The 1,112-nt window shown below is 75.0% G+C and carries 1 protein-coding gene; it reads right to left on the reverse strand.

The genetic code is table 11. The annotated features are described in order from the left end of the window. Positions 1 to 16: 16 nt before the first annotated feature. Positions 17 to 1,078 carry a DUF6348 family protein gene (locus tag ACIWVC_RS29600; RefSeq protein ID WP_396451246.1) on the reverse strand — a complete coding sequence of 354 codons (1,062 nt, stop codon included), beginning with the start codon at positions 1,076 to 1,078 and terminating at the stop codon, positions 17 to 19. Positions 1,079 to 1,112: the final 34 nt, after the last annotated feature.

Raw genomic sequence — 1,112 nt, forward strand, 5'->3', positions numbered from 1 at the left:
ACGTCAGCAGGGGACGTCAGCGGGGGACGAGCAGGCCGAAGACGCGGACCGCGACCCTCCCGTCGGGCAGCGGCGCCGGGCTGTTCGCGACCACCATCTGCCCGGCGGCCCATGGCTCGCCGTCCAGGAGCACCTCGTTGGTCTCCAACCGGCCTTCGTTGTAGGCGGTGAAGAGGCGGAGCCCGTGCACCTTCCGGGTGAGCGGCTCCGCCCGCAGCGCCTCCAGCATCCGGTCGAGCAGCGGCCCGGCGGACGGCACGGGCCGGCCGGCGAACATGTTGATCTGAGCGCCCAGCACCAGCTCGAACGGGCCGCCCGGGTGCTCGTAGCGCTCCCGCTCCACCTGCTCGGGGACGGCCCCGGGACGCAGCAGGCCGTCGACGATCGGATGCAGCGAAGCGCGCTCGAACTTCTGCAGGGCCACGCCGATCGCTTCCCGCCACGTGGCGCCGTGCCCGGCGAAGCTCTCCACCAGCCACGGCACCGCCAGCGCCGGGTGCGACACGCGGAAGTCGATCTGGGCCAGCACCACGCCGTCCGGCGAAGGGTGGACGAAGAACCCGGCGTCGACGCCGGTCGCGCCGTCCGGCGCGACACCGTGCCCCCGCAGGAAGCCCTCGAACACGGCCCGGGGCGAGGGCACCCCGCCGTCCCCCGGCTGGGCGGGCGGCAGGTCGGCGGTCAGCGCCGTCTCCGCCATGACCAGGTCCGACATCGCCGCCCCGCCGTGCAGCGCGTTGTTGATCGCGGCGAACTCGGCGCTGCGCAGCGCGACCCGCTCGAACTCGCCCCGGCCGGCCCGCTCCGCGCGCGCCAGCGCGGCCGTGAACACCGGCTCGTCCCGGAGGATCACCCGGCCGCCCGGGGCGGCCACCGCGTCCGCGTACTGCACATCCGGCAGCAGCCGCCGCGTGAACGCCATCGGGAGGAAGACCAGGAGCCGCTCGGCCAGCCACGGCTCGACCCCGGTCCCGGTCAGCCGCTTCCGGACGTCCTCGTCGCTCGGCACCTCCGGTCCCGCGCAGAACGCCGCGACCCCCACCTCGACCGCGGCGTCGAACCCCACCATTTCGATCATCGCGCCACCGTACCGGGATCCGCGCCGTCAGCGG

The sequence above is a fragment of the Actinomadura sp. genome (assembly GCF_044508335.1).
Lineage (GTDB): Bacteria > Actinomycetota > Actinomycetes > Streptosporangiales > Streptosporangiaceae > Spirillospora.

Coding starts and splice junctions, on each gene's coding strand:
- ACIWVC_RS29600 (WP_396451246.1), bottom strand. CDS start 1,078: ATGATCGAAATGGTGGGGTTCGACGCCGCGGTCGAGGTGGGGGTCGCG.